We start from the raw sequence: 16,872 nt of genomic DNA on the forward strand, positions 1-16,872 counted from the left end.
CTGGTCGGCGGTGGATCGGTCCGGCCCTCCGGCGGGAGGGCCGGACCACCCTGCTCGTACACCGCTCAGCCCGGTCCCGGCTCCCGGGCCCGCAGCAGCAACAGCGCCACGTCGTCGATCCGCTCCCGTGCCGCCGCACTGTGCCGCACGAGTTCGTCGGCGATCGCCTCCAGCGGCACGTCCCCTGCCGCTGCGAGGCGCCGGCCCAGTCCGGCCAGCGCGTCCTCGATGTCGACGCCCGGCGATTCGATCAGCCCGTCCGTGTAGAGGGCGAGGACGGAACCGGGCGCGAGATCGACCTCCGTCGTCGGATAGACGGCGTCGGCGTCGATGCCCAGCAGCGGACCGCCCGCCAGGTCCAGCACCCGTACCCGCCCGTCGGGGCGGCGCAGCAGCGGCGGCGGATGCCCGGCCCGTGCCATCACGGCCGTACCGCGCGCGGGATCCAGCCGTAGATACAGACAGCTCGCGAAGAGTTCGGAGCCGAGGTCGATCAGCAGCCGGTTGGTGCTGCGCATGATCTCCGCCGGTGCCTGGCCGACCGTCGTGTACGCGCGGACGGCGGTCCTGATCTGGCCCATCAGCCCGGCCGCGGTCACGTTGTGCCCCTGCACATCGCCGATCACCGCCGCCAGATCCTCCGAGGCCACCAGGTCGTAGAAGTCACCGCCGATCTCCATGCCCCGGGTGGCCGGGAGATAGCGGGCGGCGGCCTCGATACCCGGGAGCGGCGGCAGCGTGCGGGGGAGCAGCGCCGCCTGCAGTCCGTGGGCGAGCCGGTTCTTCGCGTCGTAGAGCAGCGCGCGCTCCAGGGCCTGCGCGATCAGCCCGCCGAGGCTCGTGAGGACGGCCCGTTCGTCGGCGGGGAAAGGGTGCTGTTCGGGGTAGGCCAGGACACAGGTGCCGACCGGGCGGCCGGACGCGATCAGCGGCAGGTACGCCCAGGCCGCGAAGCCGTCCGGGGTCGCGTGCCGGCTCGGGTACAGCCGTTCCAGCTCCTGCCGGGAGTCGAAGAACGCGGGCACTCCGCTGTTCAGCGCGGCCGTCCCCGGTGTCGGCTCGGTCAGCGCCATCCCGTCGAACCGCTCCACCACATGCGGGTCGGCGTAACCCCGGTGCCCCAGCACATGCAGCCGCCCGCCCTGCGAACCCAGCACGACCAGCGCCTTGCTGCCCACCGCCGGCGCGACCTCGTCCGCGATCAGCTGCACCACGTCCTCCACCCCGACGGCCTCGGTGAGCGCCCCGGCCAGGCTCAGCACCTGCGAGATGGTCACCAGCCGGGAGGGTCCCTCGCCCGGCGGCGGCACCGCACGGCTCAGTTCCGTCACCGCCCGCGCCCGGCTGATCCGTACGCTCAGGCCGGTCGTGTTCGGATACAGCCGGAACGACAGCCAGTCGCCCGGCGGTCGCAGCGCCACGAACGACGTGACCTGCTGACTGAGCAGCGCGGCGCGGTAACGGTCCTCGTACACCGGGTCGTTGAGCCAGGGCACCGCCGCCCACAGGTGCGTGCCGAGCAGCCGGCTCGCGGGCAGGCCGAGCAGGTCCCCGGCCGCCGCGTTCGCGAAGCCGACCCGCCCGTGCAGATCCAGCGAGCACAGTCCGTACGGCAGCCGGGCCACCATCCGCGCCGCCTCGACCGTGCCCAGGGTCCCGGCCACACTCGTCGCGGGGCCGGTCGCCAGCAGATCCGGCTCGGCCCGCACCGGCCGTCGCTCCGCGGCGGCCCGCTCGAGCCGCAGCGCGAGCCGGTCGCAGGCGGCGGTCAGCTGCTCGCGGTCCCGGTCGGAGAGGTCCGGCGGATGCGAACCGGGCCAGGTCACGAAGACCGCGCCGTAGACCGTCGTCTCCGTGCCGATCGGCACGGCGGCCAGGGCGAAGGGGTACGGCAGCACCACCGCGATCCGCGGATAGCGGCGGGCCATGTCCTCCTCGCCGCCCACCCAGATCAGCCGCCGCTCGCGCACCGCCTCGGCGACCGGGATCGGCGCGCTCAGCCCGACCCGCTCCCAGGGCGCCGCGAACGCGCGGGGCAGCCCGGCCATCACGGCCATCTCCAGCACCGCGTCCTCGGGCGTCAGCAGGTACACCGCTCCCGAGTGCGCGTGGACGCCGTCCATCATGGCGGCCAGCGCGAGCGACAGCATCGGCCTGCCGACCGGCGCCTGTCCCGGCGCCCCTCCGTCGGACACGCCGACCACCTCCTCGTCCGGCCGCGCGGTCCCGGTCCCCGTGATCAGGCTCCACCCAGGGCGCCCGGCGCGCACGGCGAGGGAGTCCGTCCACCGGCCGTGCGGGGCGTGTCCGTACCCCCGGGACCCGGGTCGTATGCCCCCCGAATCGAAGCGCGCGGCGATGGACGGGCGCCCCGCGTGCGCCCCCGCGCACCCTGTTGGCCGGATCTCCGTCACCGTACGCGGTCGCGGTCGCGAACAATGGGGCACTCGTGTAACCACTGTGGAACCGGCGAACGGCTAGTTGAGGGGACGGCAGTGATCCGGCTACTTCTGGTGCACGACGCGTGTCTGGTGCGATCGGTCCTCGCGGAATGGCTCCGCCGCGAACCCGATCTGGGGGTCTACGACACCTCGTGGCGCACGGCCCCCGGTCGCGTCCGCTCCGTCCGGCCCGACGTCTGCGCGGCGGACCTCGACTGCGCCGACACGTACGGCATCCCGCCGCTCGGCGAAGTCGGCCCGCGCGGCACCGGCCCGACCCCGCCCGGCCTTCTCGTGCTGGCCACCGCACACCGCCCCGGCCTGCTGAAACGCGCTCTGGAAGAGGGCGCGCTCGGCTATGTCGACAAGGCGAGCCCGCCGGACCGGCTGGTGCACGCCATCCGTCGGGTCGCCGAGGGGAAACGTTTCGTTGACGACTCCCTGGGCTTCGGCTTCCTCAAGGCCGCGGAGATGCCGCTGACACGAAGAGAGCTGAGCGTGTTAACCCTGGCCGCCGAGGGGGCCTCCATCGCGGAGATCGCCGGGAGCCTGCACCTGTCCCACGGGACCGTGCGCAACTACATGGCGGCCATCACCCGCAAGACCGGAGCCCGCAACCGCGTCGACGCGATCCGCATCTCCCAGGGCGAGGGCTGGCTCTGACGACCAGCTGCCGACCAGGTCGCGATAGAGCGGAGAGCGACGGAGCACGTCCTCGTGCGTGCCGAGCGCGGTCTCCCGCCCGTCCATCACCAGCACCCGCCCGGCCCTGCGCGCCGAACTGATCCGGTGCGCCACGACGACCAGCGCCCCGCCGGGCCGCTCCCGCGCCGCGAAGGCCCGCTCCGCGCGCTCCTCCGCCTCCGCGTCCAGATGACAGGTCGCCTCGTCGAGCAGGGCGAGCGGCGCGTACGACAGATAGGCCCGCGTCAGCGCGATCAGCTGCCGTTCGCCGGCGGAGAGCGCCGCGGGGTCGACCGGCGCGTCGGGCCCGCCGAGGGTCTCGACCAGGTGATCCAGCCCCACGGCCCGGGCCGCGGCCAGCAGCTCCGCCTCCGGTACCGGGTCCGGCCGCAGCTGACCGAGGTTCTCGGCGAGCGTCCCGCTGACGACATAGGCCTCCTGCGGGATCAGCACACGCCGGGCGAGGGTCTCCGGCACCGGGCGGCCGTACACCCGGATCGTGCCGTGCGCGGGCCGCAGCAGTCCCGCGGCGAGAGCGGTGAGTGTGGACTTGCCGATCCCGCTCGGGCCCACGACGGCCAGGTGGGCGCCCTGGAGGAGGTCGAGGGTGAGGTCGCTGAGGACGGGGTCGGTGGCGGTGCCGTAGGCGAAGGTCACGGAGGTGAGGGAGAGCGCGGGGGTCCGGGGGGTGTCCGGTGGTGGGGGCAGGCGGGGGACGGGTGTCGTGGGCGGTGGCGCCGGCGTGGCGGATGCGGGGGTCAGGCGGCGCAGGACGACGGTGAGGCGGGAGCCGCTGGTGCCCAGGCCGTGGACCAGGTTCTGGAGGGCGGGCAGGAGGGACTGCGTGACGTAGGCGAGAGCGCCGACCAGCCCGCCCGGAGTGACACCGTGGCCGAGGAGCCAGGGGGCGGTGGCGAGGAGCAGCACGATCGGCACCTGGCCGCCGATCGCCAGGGCCGCGACACGCAGGACGCCCCAGCGGGCCAGCGCACGGGCCGCACGCAGCTCGGTGTCGACGAGACGGCCGGTGCCGGCGGCCACCGGTTCCTCGGCACCGGCCGCCGTGATGTCGCGCAGCCCGGGGCAGACCGTGCCCAGACCGTCGGCGAGGGCTTCGTCGGCGAGCAGGAAGGTCTCCTGGCGGCGGGCCAGCGGGCGCAGGGTCGCCGCGAACAGGGAGACGCCGGCGAGCAGCGGGGGAGCGACGACCAGAAGGAGCAGCGGGTCGAGCGAGAACAGCCCGGCGAGCGCGCCCACGGCGGTGAACAGGAACGACCTCGACACCATCACCAGCCCGGCGAAGGTGTCCCGGGCCAGCTCCACCTGCTGCGTCAGCCCGGACAGCGCGCCGCCGTTCCCCTCCCGCACCCCGCGCACGACGACCCGCTCCACCAGCCGGTCCCTGAGCGGCTCGACGAGATCGGCGACACCGCGGTAGACCCGCCCGGTTCCCAGGGCGCCGACGACGACCCCGACCCCGGCCACTGCGAGCCAGCCGAGCCCGACGCCCCTGCGCCCGACGAGGAACCCGGCGTCCAGCGCGCGGGCGAGCCCGTAGCCGACGAGGAACGTCTGCCCCGTCTCCAGCACGGACCAGAGGGCGAGCCGGACCAGCACGCGGCGGCGGGCGAGGAGGAAGCGGAGTCCCCGGCGGGAGACGGTGTCGGCGGGGTGCGGGCGGGCGGGCCGTCCGGCCCGCGCCGACCGGGCGGCGAGCGGCGTCGGTGACTTCTCCTCACCCGGCATCGGCCACCCCCTCGGCCGCCCCGAACACCGCCCGGTACCCGGCCGACCCCCACAACTCCGCGTGCGTCCCCACCGCCCGCACCCGACCCCCGTCCAGCCATGCCACCAGGTCCGCGCGGGCCGCCGTGGTGGCGCGGTGGGCGATGAGCAGACGGGTGCCGGTGGTGTCGGGGCCGGTGAGGGACGCGGTGATGCGGTGTTCGGTGATCGTGTCGAGGCTGGAGAGCGCGTCGTCGAGGATCAGGACGCGGGTGTCATGGGCGAACGCCCGTGCCAGGCCCAGGCGTTGGGACTCGCCGCCGGAGCGGGGCGCGTCGGCTACCGGGGTGGCGTAGCCGTGGGGGAGGCGGCGGACGAAGGGGTCGGCGTGTGCCAGGCGTGCCGCTTCCCTGACGCGGGCGGGGGACGGCGGGCGCAGGCCGAAGGCGATCGTGTCCTCGATCGTCGTGCCGAGCAGGGCCGGGCGGTCGAAGGCGTAGCCGATCCCGGTGCGCAGCGCGTCGTGCCGCAGGGCACGCAACGGGACGCCGTCGAGGAGGACGTCGCCCGCGTCCGGGTCGGCCAGGCGGCCGGCGATCGCCGCGAGGAGCGACTTGCCGGTGCCGGAGCGGCCGACGACGGCCAGGGTCGTGCCGCCGGGGACGACCAGGTCGATGCCGTCGAGGACGGTGCGTCCGCCGTGCCGGGCGGTGATCCCTCGTAGCTCCAAGTGGCCCGGTCCCGGCGGGAGTCGGCGGTGCCCGTGGACGGGGGTCGGTACGGTCAGGACCTCGGCCAGACGTTGCGTCGCCGCCTTCGCGCGGAGCAGGCCCGACAGGTGGCCCACGAGGACACCGACGCCGGTCGCCAGCACCGCGTACCGGGACGCGGCCAGCACCTCGCCCACCGTCAGGCGATGGGCGGTGAGCAGGCAGCCCGCCACGGCGACCACGGACAGCTGCAGCAGGGGCGCCACGGTGACCGCCTGCGCGGCGGCCCGGCCCTGTACCCGCCACATCCGGTGACCCGCGCGGGAGAGCTCGGGGAGCGGGCGCAGGACGCGTGCCGCCTCGCGGTCCGCCGTACCCGCCGCCTGGATCGTGCGGAAGCCGCCGATGGCCTCCGCGAGCGCCGACGCCATCCGCCCCTGGACGCGCTGGTACCGGGTCACGCACTCCGAGGTGTCCCTGGCGAAGGCGCGGAGCAGCAAGGTGAGGACCGGCGCGCCGGCCAGGAACACGGCCGCCAGCCAGGGGTCGATCCACGCCAGGGCGACCACACCTCCGACCGGTCCCGCCAGCGCCGCGAGCAGTGCCGCCAGCGCACCCGGCGCCGTCCCGGCCTGCGCGGCGCTGCCCACCAGCCGGGCCACCAACTCCCCTGATCCGAAACGGGTGTCGGCGCGCGGTCCGAGAGCGAGTACGTGTCCGGTGACGCGTCGGCGCAGCCACGCCGTCGAACCCGCCGTGACCGTCCCGCCGAGCACCGTCCCGCACGCGTCCAGCAGCCCGATCAGCAGCACGAGCCCCGCGCACCCCCACACCCAGCGCGCCGCCGGGTCGTGCGCCAGCAGGTGGTCCAGGGTCCGGCCCAGCACGGCGGGCAGCAGCAGCGCGGCGGCCGTGGACGCCGTACTGACCGCGCCCAGCACCACGCAGCGCACCCCGGCGGCACGGACGGCCGACCGCAGCAGCGGCCCGGTCACCGCCTCGGCCTCGGCATGTGTCGTCATACGGCGGCCCCTCCGGCTGACCTGGAGTGGGCCCCGGGCGGCCCCCTCGCACGAAGGGGTCGCCCGGGGCCGTGGACTCACCGTGTCGTCAGAGACACAGCAGAATGCTCGCCGCGCTGACGCAGGAGAGCAGGCTGACCGTGCTCGCGCCGCCGCCGCCGTTGGTGTGCTCGTCGGACTCCATCGTCTGCAGGTCGAGAAGTGCCATGACATGTCCTTTCGTCGTGGGGACGGGGTGGTGGTGTCACGACTCCGTCAGATCGCGGAGCCGCGTTCGAGGGGCCGCCGGAGCGGCGGCAGGAAGGGCAGCCCGGGGGCCGACTCGGCATCGCCGAAGGCCGCGCCGAGCGCGAGCAGACACCCGGCGGTGCCGGTGCCGAGGTCCATGGACAGCCGCATCATCTGGTGCCCGGGGAAGGCGAGTTGGCCCTCGTACGACATCGCGAACCAGCCCAGGCCCGCGACCTGTTCGGCGAGCCGGTGGGCGTCGGCGCCCGGTGCGGTCGTCCGGGCGAGATGCAGGATCATCCCCGCACGGCCCTGGAAGAGACCGGGCTGCGCGTAGAAGCGGGAGGTCGCGGCGGCGAGGATGCCCGTACGGGCGCGCTCGAACTCCCCTGTCTCGTCAGGGACATGGACCAGGAGGTCGTCCAGGACCATGCCCAGGCCCACGCTCCCGTCGCCGAGGTACGGCAGCGTCCGCCAGCCCTCGTCGACCTCCAGGCCGCCGCCGCGCTGCCCGACACAGCGGTCGAGGTCCTGGCGCAGAGCGGCGGTCGCCGCGTCGAGCAGGCGCGTCTCGCCCGTCGCCTCGTACTGCCGGAGCAGGAACAGCGCGGGCCCGCTCGCACCCCGCAGCAGCCCGGCCCGGCGCCGGGGGGCGGCGGGGCGCGGTTCGGCGAGGCGCCGTACGAGGATGTCCGCGGCCTCCGCCGCCCGTTCGCGCAGCTCCGGCTCGCCGGTGTCGGCGGCCAGTCGGCCCAGGACCAGGCCGAGGCCGGCGAGGCCGCCGTGCAGGTCGGAGGAGAGGTTCTGCCAGCGCTCCGCGAGGATGCCGTCGACCAGATCCAGGGCGCGCCCGCGGTGGCCGAGCCGGTCCAGGACGTGGGCGACGCCCGCGAGACCGTCGTAGAGACCGAGCGGGGTGCCGGCCGGAGGCGGCGCGGTGTGGTCGAGGAGCCAGCGTTCGCCCTCCTCGTGACGGTCGGCGCCGGTCGCGTCGAGGGCGTACAGGACGCCGGCCGCGCCGTGCGCCAGGCCGAGTCCGCCGCCGTCGGAGAACTGGGCGACATCGCCGGGGTAGAGGCGGTCGTCGCGGTCCGGGGTCGCCGAGGCGAGGATCGCCTTGACCATCGAGTCACGGCTGTAGGGCCAGTCGCCGGGGCGTACGAAGGCGGGGGCGACCGGGTGCGTGCCCCGGGTGATCTCGGTGACCGCCTTGTCCAGGAACTCCCTTGGCACGTCCGGGAACTGACCCGCGATCACCTCGGCCAGGTGGGCGGCCTTGGCGCGGTCGACGACGAACAGCGTGGTCACCGGCAGGAACAGGGCCAGCCGCAGACAGGCCAGCGCGTAGCGGTCGACGTCGATGCCCCGGCGGTCCGGCGGCGCGAAGAAGCCCGGATGCGCGACGACCTGGCGGCCGTTCTCCTCGGCCGGGGCCGCCGCCTCGAAGTCGATGAGGAACACCGACTCCTCGTCGGGCGCGACGATGACGTTGAAGATGTGCAGGTCGTTGAAGACGATCCCGCGCTCGTGCACCGCCTCCACCGCCCGCTCGACCGCCCCGTGGATCCGCAGCGCCCACGCCGTGTACGCGGCGACCGCGTCCGGTTCGGGGTCCGGGGTGAGCAGCGGGTGCCGTTCCGCGAAGAAGGAGTTGAGGGGGCGGCCCTCGACGAAGTCCATGACCAGGAACCGGTGTTCACCGAGCAGGAACCAGTCCCGCACCTCGGGCACCACCCCGGTCCCGGCGACCCGCTCCAGCGCCAGCCTCTCCCGCTCCAGGCGCACGATCGCGTCGGCGCCGTCCGAGGCGAGCCCCGCGTGCGGCCGGCCCTCCTTGAGGACGACCTTGCGTCCGTCCCGGGTGTCGGTGCCCGCGTACACCCCGCCGCCGTTCGAGAAGTGCAGCGCCTTCTCGATGCGGTACGGGAGGTCGCCCACCGTCGTGGTGTTGCGCGCCGCGAGCTGCGGCTCCAGGAACGCCGGCAGCGTCACCCACTCCGGGACCTGGAAGGAGGGTGCCCGCCGGTCCGGCACCAGCGCGCCCGAGCCGTCCCGCACCGCCAGGACCAGCGACCCGCGCTCGTCGACGACGAAGGCGCGGGCGAACGCGCCGTAGCGGACATAGAGCGGGCCGTCGTTCCAGCGCAGGTCGGTGAGGATGTACGGGCCCTCGAAACCCTCCAGGAGCCGGCCCAACTCGGCCAGGATCTCCTGGAGTCGGGCCTCGTCGGCCGGGTAGATCGTGACGAACTTGCCGCTGGTGTCGCGGCCCGCGTACTTCGTGTTGCGCAGATGGAGCAGGTGCGGGCCCGGGACGAACTTGAACGGGATGCGGCGCGGCACGCAGTAGTCCCACACGATCGCGGCGACACGGTCCGCGTTCGCCCGGGTGGCCGAGGCGTGGATCTTCCAGCCCTGCGCCGGCCCGGACAGCGGGCCGCCGTCCTCGTCGAGCGGGGTCAGCGTCAGCCAGTCGCCGATCCGGGCCGAGCTCCAGCCCTCCGGGACCTCACGGCGCGCCGTCCCGAACAGGGGCGCGGCACTCTCCGCGCCGGCTGCGGACAGGCGGTCCGGCGTCTCGTAGAAGTGCCTGTCGGCGAGCGCGTACACCTCGTACCGCTTGTCCATGTCGTCCCCCTTCGTGGTCCGGCTCGAATCTCCCAGCCGGGCCGCGGAGGAGGACAGTCACGGCTGTCACGAGAAACCTGTGCGGTACGCACGCGTAAAGACTTGTTCGGCACCTTTCGAGCCCGAAGAGGGTGGAAGAGGGGCCATCTGGTCCCTCATCGCCACGGAACGGTCACAGGGGCTGCGCAGTCGGCACATAAGCGCTGTAATTGCGGACGTGGTCAGTGAGGGCGCCGAGGGACGCGGAACGCGGACGCCGCGTGCCGAACTCGCGCTCAAAACGCTCACCGCCGACCTCGACCCCCGCGAACGGCTGCGCCGCGTCCTCGAACAGGCCCTCGTCTTCGCCGGAGCGAGCTTCGCCGCGGTCTACACCCCCGGAGCCGACGGCGACCTGCTGTGCCTGGCCGAGTCGGTCGGCGTGCCCCGCACCCTGTACGGACTGCGGGACGGGTATCCGGCGTCCGGGGGAGCGCCGGCCGCCGAGGCGTGGCGCGCCGGGCACGCGGTGTGGCTCGGCCCCGCCGAACTGGCCGCCGGCTGCGACTCGCGGCGGCTGCCCTCGGCCGAGTTCCACCTGGCCGCGCTGCCCGTGCGCGGTGACGGCGGCGGTGGCTGTCTGCTCGTGGTGAGCGAACGCCCGGACGGCTTCGGCGCCGACGACCGCGCCTGCCTCGCGCTCATCGCCGAGGCGGTCGCGATCCCGGTACCCGGCGAGACCGGCGCGGGCGAGGACCTCGCGGCGGGCGCGTTCGACCTGGCCATGGACACCGGGCGGGTCGAGATCGGCGACGAGGTCCTGGACCTGCTCGGACTCGACCCGCACGACTTCGACGGCAGGGTCGAGACCCTCCTCGGGATGACCGTCCCGGAGGACCTGCCCTCGCTGATGTCCGTCGTCGAGCCCGACCACATGGCCATCGGCGACCGCGAACTGGAGTTCCGGGTCCTGCAGCCCTCCGGAACACCCAAGTGGCTCCGGCTGCGCGGCCGGCTCCTGCCCGGCGGCGACGGCCGCCCCGCCCGCCTCGTCGGCACCGTGGGCGACGCCTCCCAGCTGCGCTCCGGCGTCAACGACGTCGCCCGCGTCCAGCGCCTCGCCGCCGCCCTCGCCATGGCCGGCACGGTCCGTGACGTCAGCCAGGCCGTCGTCGCCGCCCTGCGCAAACCGCTGCGCGCCGACCGCATCGCGCTCGCCGAACTGGAGGGCGACCGGCTCGTCGTCACCGTCCTCGACCCGCCCGAACCCGAGGCCTGGCCCGAACTCTGGCGCCTGGAGTGGCGCAGCGAATGGCCCGACGCGCCCGTGCGCACCATGCCCACCCTCGCCGCCGCCCTGCGCGAGGGCCGCGCCGCGATCTGGCCCGCCGGCACCGACCTGGAACCCGCCCTCGCCGAGGTCGGACCCGGCGGCCTCGCCGTCCTCCCGCTCTCCGCGGGCGGGCGCGTCTCCGGTGCCTGCCTCATCGGCTGGGACGCCCCGCACGTCTTCGGCCCCGACGAACGCGCCCTGCTCACCGCCTCCGCAGGTCTCGCCGGCCAGGCCCTGATGCGCGCCCACGCCTTCGACGCCGAACACGAACTCGTCGGCATGCTCCAGCGCCAGCTGCTCCCGCGCCGCCTGCCGACCCTGCCCGGCGCGGTCGCCGTGGCCCGCTATCTGCCGACCACCGCCGGGCTGGAGGTCGGCGGCGACTGGTACGACGTGATCCCGCTGCCCGACAACCACGTCGCCCTCGTCATCGGCGACGTCCAGGGCCACAACGCGGGCGCCGCCACCCTCATGGGCCAGATGCGCACCGCGCTGCGCGCCTACGCCGTCGAGGGACACCCTCCGGACGTCGTCGTCTCGCACGCCAACCGCCTGCTCATCGACCTGGAGACCGACCTCTTCGCGACCTGCTGCTACGTCGACGTCGATCTGGCGGAAGGTTCCGCCTGGTACGTGCGCGCCGGTCATCTGCCCCCCGTCCTGCGTCACCCGGACGGCAGCACCGAGATCCCCCACGCGGAGGGCGGGCCGCCGCTCGGCGTGGTGGTCCAGGGCGAGTTCCCCATGAGCCCCCTCCGGCTCCAGCCCGGCACCGTCGTCGCCCTCACCACCGACGGCCTCGTCGAGTCCAAGGAGGCCGACATCGACGAGGGCCTCGACCGCCTCGCCCACGGCCTCGCCGTCTCTGACCCCGCCCACCTCGGTCTCGTCGCCGACGCCCTGCTGGGCAACGCCCGCCGCGAGGACGACGTGGCCCTCCTCCTCATGCGCTACGACGGCCTCGCCACCCGCCCGCGACGCGAGAACTGGACGGTCTGGCGCGTCCCCGAGGCCGCCCGGCACGCCCGCCGCTTCACCCGGCGCACCCTGCGCACCTGGGGCGTCACCGAGGACACCGACACCATCCTCCTGGTGGTCTCCGAGCTGGTCACCAACGCGCTGGTGCACACCGACGGCCCGGTCCGCCTCGACCTGACCCTCGTGGGCCGGCGCTTCCGCGTCGCGGTGGCGGACTCCTCGCCGCGCACCCCGGTCAAACCGACCAGCATCGGCTGGGAGGCCACCGGAGGCCGCGGCATCCTCCTCGTCGAGGCCATGTCGGCGGCCTGGGGCACCGTGCCGGTGAGCGGCGGCAAACAGGTGTGGGCCGAGGTGGCCCTCGACCGCTAGACGGCCGCACGGGTGCCTCTACGGCATGTGACGGCAGGTCGGAGCGGTCGCGCGGGACCGGCGTGATGGGCTGCCTGCTTGTGGCACACACCTTCGAAGAGCTGGTCGAGAAGCAGCGCGCGGCCCAGGCGGCACGCGCCCGGGTCCAGGAGATGCGCGACTCCCTGGGCGCCCCCGCCCACGAATCCTGGACCGAGTCCCAGACCGACACCTACGAGACCGCCTGGCGGGCCTGGCGCGACCTGGCCCGCGACGCCCAGGCGGCGCTGAACGAGTACGCCAAGGACGAGGACCTGGACCGGGCCGAGGTCGAGGCGGACGTACAACGCGCGGCGGGCGGTATTTCCGGCCCTACGGCGCCTTAGATACCTGACGTATGGCTCATTGTCGGCTGGTCGTAACAAACGTACATAGGGAGGAACGATGCGCGTCGAAAGATGACGCTAAGGTGAAGCGATGAAGGCTCTCGTTCTCTCCGGCGGCACTGGATCCCGTCTGAGGCCGATCACACACACATCGGCAAAACAGCTTGTCCCGGTGGCCAACAAGGCCGTCCTCTTCTACGGGCTCGAATCGCTCGCCGACGCGGGAATCACCGAGGTCGGCATCATCGTCGGTGACACCGCGGCGGAGATCGAGGAGGCGGTGGGCGACGGGTCGAGGTTCGGCCTGAAGATCACCTACATCCCGCAGGACCGCCCCCTCGGACTGGCCCACGCCGTCCTGATCGCGCGCGAGTACCTCGGCGACGACGACTTCGTGATGTACCTCGGCGACAACTTCATCGTCGGCGGCATCACCGGACTCGTGGAGGGCTTCCGGTCCAACAAGCCCGACGCGCAGATCCTGCTCACCCACGTGCCCGACCCCCGCTCCTTCGGCGTCGCCGAACTCAGCGAATCCGGCAAGGTCATCGGCCTGGAGGAGAAGCCGGAGCACCCCAAGAGCGACCTCGCTCTGGTCGGTGTCTACCTCTTCACGCCCGCCATCCACGACGCCGTCCGCGCCATCAAGCCCTCCTGGCGCGGCGAACTCGAGATCACCCACGCCATCCAGCAGTTGATCGACGACGGCGCCGACGTGCGCTCCTCGGTCATCCACGGTTACTGGAAGGACACGGGCAACGTCGTCGACATGCTCGAGGTCAACCGGACCGTCCTGGAGAGCATGGACCGCCGGATCGACGGCGCCGTCGACGACGCGTCCGAGACCATCGGCCGCGTGGTCATCGAGGAAGGCGCGCGCATCGAGCGCTCGCGCATCGTCGGACCCGTCGTCATCGGTTCCGGGACCGTCGTGAGCGACTCCTACGTCGGACCGTTCACCTCGGTCGCGGAGAACTGCAGCATCACCGACAGTGAGCTGGAGTTCTCCATAGTGCTGCAGGACTCGTCCATCGCCGGGGTGGGCCGGATCGAGTCCTCGCTCATCGGCAAGCACGTCGAAGTGACCCCCGCTCCGGGGGTACCCAGCGCCCACCGCCTCGTTCTCGGAGACCACAGCAAGGTGCAGATCCGTTCATGAATCTCCTCGTCACCGGCGCCGCCGGCTTCATCGGCTCCACGTACGTCCGCACGCTCCTCGCCTCGGACGCCCCTGACGCGCCCCGCATCACGGTGCTGGACAAGCTCACGTACGCGGGCACCCTCGAGAACCTCGAACTCGGCCATCCGCGCCTCGAGTTCGTCCAGGGCGACATATGCGACGCCGAACTGGTCGACAAGCTGATGGCCGAGGCGGACCAGGTCGTCCACTTCGCCGCCGAGTCCCACGTGGACCGCTCGATCAACGGCGCCGCCGACTTCGTCCGCACCAACGTGGTGGGCACCCAGGTCCTGCTGGACGCAGCCCTGCGCTACAGCACCCCGTTCGTGCACATCTCCACCGACGAGGTCTACGGCTCCATCGAGTCCGGCTCCTGGCCCGAGACCCACCCGCTCGCGCCCAACTCGCCGTACTCCGCGTCCAAGGCGTCCTCCGACCTGCTCGCCCTGGCCTACCACCGCACCCACGGCCTGGACGTGCGCGTCACCCGCTGCTCGAACAACTACGGGCCGCACCAGTTCCCCGAGAAGGTCATCCCGCTGTTCGTCAGCAACCTCCTCGACGGCAAGAAGGTCCCGCTCTACGGCGAGGGCCTCAACGTCCGCGACTGGCTGCACGTCGAAGACCACTGCCAGGGCATCGAGCTGGTCCGCACCAAGGGCCGGGCCGGCGAGGTCTACAACATCGGCGGCGGCACCGAGCTGAGCAACAAGGAGCTCACGGGTCTCCTCCTGGAGGCCTGCGGCGCCGACTGGGACCGGGTCGAGCGCGTCGAGGACCGCAAGGGCCACGACCTGCGCTACTCCGTCGACTGGTCCAAGATCCGCGACGAGCTCGGCTACACCCCGAAGCACGACTTCACCACGGGCCTGGCCGACACCGTCGCCTGGTACCGCGACAACCGGGCCTGGTGGGAGCCCCTCAAGGCACGGGTGGAGCGCGGCTGATGAAGTGGCTGGTCACCGGTGCCGGCGGGATGCTCGGCCACGATGTGCTGGACGAACTCGCCCGGCGCGGTGAGCAGTTCGTCGGTCTCGACCGCGCCGCCCTGGACATCACCGACCCGGCGTCGGTGGACCGGGCGTTCGCGGAGCACCACCCCGACGTGGTGGTGAACTGCGCGGCCTACACCGCCGTGGACGACGCCGAGACCGACGAGGAGCGGGCCCTTCGCATCAACGGCGAGGGGCCCCGGCTCCTCGCCCGTGCCTGCGCCGCCTCGGGCGCGCGGCTGGTGCACGTCTCCACCGACTACGTCTTCGACGGCGAGGAGCGCAGCACGCCGTATCCGGAGACCCATCCCACCGCGCCCCGCACCGCGTACGGCCGGACCAAACTCGCCGGAGAGCAGGCCGTGTTGACGGAACTGCCCGGCGCGAGCGCGGTCGTGCGCACGGCTTGGCTGTACGGAGCCTGTGGGGGTAACTTCGTCCGCACGATGATCGGGCTGGAGGCACGTCGCGACACTCTCGACGTCGTCGACGACCAGCGCGGTCAACCGACCTGGACCGCCGACGTCGCCGTTCGGATCGCCGATCTTGGCGCCCGTGTCGGCCGCGTCGAGGGCGCGCACGGGGTGTTCCACGCGACCAGCTCCGGCGAGACCAGCTGGCACGGTTTCGCGCAGGAGGTGTTCCGGCTCATCGACGCCGATCCGGAGCGTGTACGCCCCACCACCAGCGCGGCCTTCGTCCGTCCCGCGCCCCGCCCCGCCTACAGCGCCCTCGGGCACGAGCGGTGGCGGGAGGTCGGACTGGAACCGCCGAGGGACTGGCGGTCCGCCCTGCACGAAGCACTTCCTCACATCCGCAAGGAGATTTCTTCGTGAAACGTCATGAGTTCCTGCGGGGGCTCCACAAGTCAACAGCGAACCGCAACTACCTGGAGATCGGCGTCAACGACGGCCGCAGCCTGACGCTCTCCCGGGTACCCAGCGTCGCGATCGATCCCGCGTTCAAGGTGGTCACGGAGATCCGCTGTGACGTTCACCTGGCCAAGGCGACCAGCGACGACTTCTTCGCTCGGGACAACCCGCTGGTCCACCTGCGCGGCGGTAGGCACCCCCTGCGTCAACTGGCCCGCAACCGCAGCCCGTTGGGCTGGTGGCGGACCACCACGCTGGACCTGTCGTTCATCGACGGCATGCACCTGTTCGAGTACGCGCTGCGCGACTTCATCAACGTGGAGAAGCACTCGGACTGGGCCAGCGTCATCGTCTTCGACGACATGCTGCCGCGCAGCATCGACGAGGCGGCCCGGGACCGGCACACCGACGCCTGGACCGGTGACGTCTACAAGCTGGTCGAGATCCTCGCCCGCTACCGTCCCGACCTGGTGACGGTCCTGGTCGACACGCAGCCCACCGGCCAGCTCGTGGTCTTCGGCGCGGACCCCACCAGCACGGTCCTCAAGGACGAGTACGACGAGATCGTCGCCGAGTTCGAGGTCCCGGACCCGCAGAAGGTGCCCGAGGCGATCCTGGAGCGCACCACCGCGGTGAAGCCCGAGGCGCTGCTCGGGGCCGGCTTCTGGGGCCCCCTCGCCAAAGCGCGGGACCGCGGGACCAAGCGGTCCCGCGGCTGGGAGCCCCTGCGCCGCGCGGTGGAGCAGCTCAGCGTCAGTCGCTGAGCCGGCCACTCCGCAGTCGCTCGTAGTAGGCGGAGCAGTCCGCGTAGGACGGAAGAAGTCCTGACTGCTCCGCCTCTGCCAGTGTCGGCGCCTTCGCGTCCTTCTCCGACAGCACCGGCTCGAAGCCCTCGGGCCAGGCGATGCCGAGCGCCGGGTCGAGCGGGTTGATCCCGTGCTCGCGCCCGGGCGAGTAACCCGTCGAGCAGAGGTAGATGACCGTCGCGTCGTCGGTCAGGGCCATGAACGCGTGCCCGAGACCCTCCGCGAGGAACACGGCGTGCTGAGTCTCGTCGTCCAGCCGGACGGCCTCCCACTGACCGAACGTGGGAGAGCCGACGCGGATGTCCACGACCACGTCGAGGACCGCGCCGCGCACGCACTTCACATACTTCGACTGGCTCGGCGGTACGTCGGAGAAGTGCACTCCACGCACCACACCGCGCCGCGAGACCGAGCAGTTGGCCTGGGACAGAGCCAGGTCGTACCCGGTGGCCTCGCGGAACTCCTCGCCGCGGTACCACTCGTGGAAACTGCCCCGGTCGTCAGGGAAGACCTTGGGTTCCAGGACCCAGGCGCCTTCGATTCCCAGTGATCGCACG

The 16,872-nt window shown here is 72.9% G+C and carries 12 protein-coding genes and 1 pseudogene; 7 read left to right on the top strand and 6 right to left on the bottom strand.

Annotation, left to right across the window (positions count from 1 at the left end; all coding sequences use genetic code 11):
• Window positions 1–65: 65 nt before the first annotated feature.
• Window positions 66–2,204 (bottom strand): SpoIIE family protein phosphatase, encoded by a 2,139-nt coding sequence (locus ACIPTO_RS33395; protein ID WP_401198360.1) that lies wholly within the window; start codon window positions 2,202–2,204, stop codon window positions 66–68.
• Between the two features lie 234 nt (window positions 2,205–2,438).
• Between ACIPTO_RS33395 and ACIPTO_RS33400 the strand changes: the two are divergent.
• A pseudogene (locus ACIPTO_RS33400) lies at window positions 2,439–3,020 on the top strand (LuxR C-terminal-related transcriptional regulator); the annotation flags it as partial.
• Here the strand turns inward: ACIPTO_RS33400 and ACIPTO_RS33405 are convergent.
• The 4 genes from ACIPTO_RS33405 to lanKC form a co-directional block, all read right to left on the bottom strand.
• Window positions 2,943–4,871, bottom strand: coding sequence for an ATP-binding cassette domain-containing protein (locus ACIPTO_RS33405; protein WP_401198362.1), 1,929 nt, complete (start codon window positions 4,869–4,871; stop codon window positions 2,943–2,945). The pseudogene ACIPTO_RS33400 and the gene ACIPTO_RS33405 sit on opposite strands and share 78 nt — an antisense overlap.
• Window positions 4,861–6,582, bottom strand: coding sequence for an ABC transporter ATP-binding protein (locus ACIPTO_RS33410; RefSeq protein ID WP_401198364.1), 1,722 nt, complete (start codon window positions 6,580–6,582; stop codon window positions 4,861–4,863). Before ACIPTO_RS33410 ends, ACIPTO_RS33405 begins: the two co-directional genes overlap by 11 nt.
• Before the next feature lie 88 nt (window positions 6,583–6,670).
• Window positions 6,671–6,790, bottom strand: coding sequence for a SapB/AmfS family lanthipeptide (locus ACIPTO_RS33415; protein ID WP_366324345.1), 120 nt, complete (start codon window positions 6,788–6,790; stop codon window positions 6,671–6,673).
• Window positions 6,791–6,837: 47 nt separating this feature from the next.
• Entirely contained in the window at window positions 6,838–9,438 is a 2,601-nt protein-coding gene (gene lanKC / locus ACIPTO_RS33420) for a class III lanthionine synthetase LanKC (RefSeq protein WP_401198366.1), read from the bottom strand.
• A gap of 217 nt (window positions 9,439–9,655) precedes the next feature.
• Here lanKC and ACIPTO_RS33425 point away from each other — a divergent pair, with 217 nt between their 5' ends.
• The 6 genes from ACIPTO_RS33425 to ACIPTO_RS33450 all read left to right on the top strand — a co-directional run bounded on the left by ACIPTO_RS33425 (window position 9,656) and on the right by ACIPTO_RS33450 (window position 16,273).
• Entirely contained in the window at window positions 9,656–12,100 is a 2,445-nt protein-coding gene (locus ACIPTO_RS33425) for a SpoIIE family protein phosphatase (RefSeq protein ID WP_401198368.1), read from the top strand.
• Between the two features lie 80 nt (window positions 12,101–12,180).
• Window positions 12,181–12,465, top strand: a complete 285-nt coding sequence (locus ACIPTO_RS33430; protein WP_401198420.1) for a hypothetical protein — start codon at window positions 12,181–12,183, stop codon at window positions 12,463–12,465.
• Window positions 12,466–12,556: 91 nt separating this feature from the next.
• Window positions 12,557–13,624: a glucose-1-phosphate thymidylyltransferase gene (locus ACIPTO_RS33435; protein WP_366324349.1), complete on the top strand. Its 1,068-nt coding sequence runs from the start codon at window positions 12,557–12,559 to the stop codon at window positions 13,622–13,624.
• Window positions 13,621–14,592 carry a dTDP-glucose 4,6-dehydratase gene (gene rfbB, locus ACIPTO_RS33440; protein WP_401198370.1) on the top strand — a complete coding sequence of 324 codons (972 nt, stop codon included), beginning with the start codon at window positions 13,621–13,623 and terminating at the stop codon, window positions 14,590–14,592. The genes ACIPTO_RS33435 and rfbB overlap by 4 nt, the downstream gene beginning before the upstream one ends.
• Window positions 14,592–15,473 carry a dTDP-4-dehydrorhamnose reductase gene (gene rfbD / locus ACIPTO_RS33445; RefSeq protein ID WP_366324353.1) on the top strand — a complete coding sequence of 294 codons (882 nt, stop codon included), beginning with the start codon at window positions 14,592–14,594 and terminating at the stop codon, window positions 15,471–15,473. The genes rfbB and rfbD overlap by 1 nt, the downstream gene beginning before the upstream one ends.
• Window positions 15,470–16,273, top strand: coding sequence for a class I SAM-dependent methyltransferase (locus ACIPTO_RS33450; protein ID WP_401198373.1), 804 nt, complete (start codon window positions 15,470–15,472; stop codon window positions 16,271–16,273). The genes rfbD and ACIPTO_RS33450 overlap by 4 nt, the downstream gene beginning before the upstream one ends.
• Here ACIPTO_RS33450 and rfbC read toward each other — a convergent pair.
• Window positions 16,263–16,871 carry a dTDP-4-dehydrorhamnose 3,5-epimerase gene (gene rfbC, locus ACIPTO_RS33455; protein ID WP_401198375.1) on the bottom strand — a complete coding sequence of 203 codons (609 nt, stop codon included), beginning with the start codon at window positions 16,869–16,871 and terminating at the stop codon, window positions 16,263–16,265. The genes ACIPTO_RS33450 and rfbC overlap by 11 nt on opposite strands.
• Between the last annotated feature and the right edge of the window lies 1 nt (window position 16,872).

It is taken from the genome of Streptomyces sp. NPDC090083, assembly GCF_044747445.1.
Taxonomy (GTDB): Bacteria; Actinomycetota; Actinomycetes; order Streptomycetales; family Streptomycetaceae; genus Streptomyces.